This window comes from Nitrosospira sp. NpAV, from assembly GCF_000832065.1.
GTDB lineage: Bacteria > Pseudomonadota > Gammaproteobacteria > Burkholderiales > Nitrosomonadaceae > Nitrosospira.
The window spans coordinates 1-569 of record NZ_JXQM01000249.1 but is presented as its reverse complement, the minus strand read 5'-3'; the positions used below and the strand labels follow the sequence as shown (position 1 = coordinate 569).

The 569-nt window shown below is 51.3% G+C and carries 1 protein-coding gene; it reads left to right on the top strand.

Annotated features, from left to right (window positions below; all coding sequences use genetic code 11):
• Positions 1-569: sodium/proton-translocating pyrophosphatase (locus tag SQ11_RS16015; RefSeq protein WP_041515205.1), on the top strand; the 569-nt coding region annotated here is incomplete at both ends.

Sequence of the window (569 nt, the reverse complement as noted above, 5' to 3'; positions counted from 1 at the left end):
GCACCTCCTGTGCTAGCAATCTTTGCAAGTATCATCATTGCCTATTCACTCGCCGGTCTTTATGGAATTGCGATCGCTGCAACCGCCATGTTATCCATGACCGGGATCATCGTAGCACTGGATGCCTATGGTCCGATTACTGACAACGCTGGCGGTATTGCTGAAATGTCGGGTATGCCCGAATCCGTCCGTGCCATTACCGACCCGCTGGATGCGGTAGGCAACACCACCAAGGCCGTTACCAAAGGCTACGCGATTGGCTCGGCCGGCCTGGCTGCACTGGTGCTGTTCGCCGACTATACTCACGGACTAGAACATGCTGACAAACTGCTTACCTTTGATTTATCTAATCACCTGGTGATTATTGGGTTATTTATTGGCGGCATGGTCCCTTTCCTGTTTGGTGCAATGTCGATGGAAGCGGTTGGTCGTGCAGCAAGCTCTGTTGTAATTGAAGTACGTCGCCAATTCAAAGAAATCCCGGGAATCATGGATGGTACGAGTAAACCTGATTACTCCCGTGCGGTCGATATGCTGACCAAGGCAGCGATTCGGGAAATGATCATTCC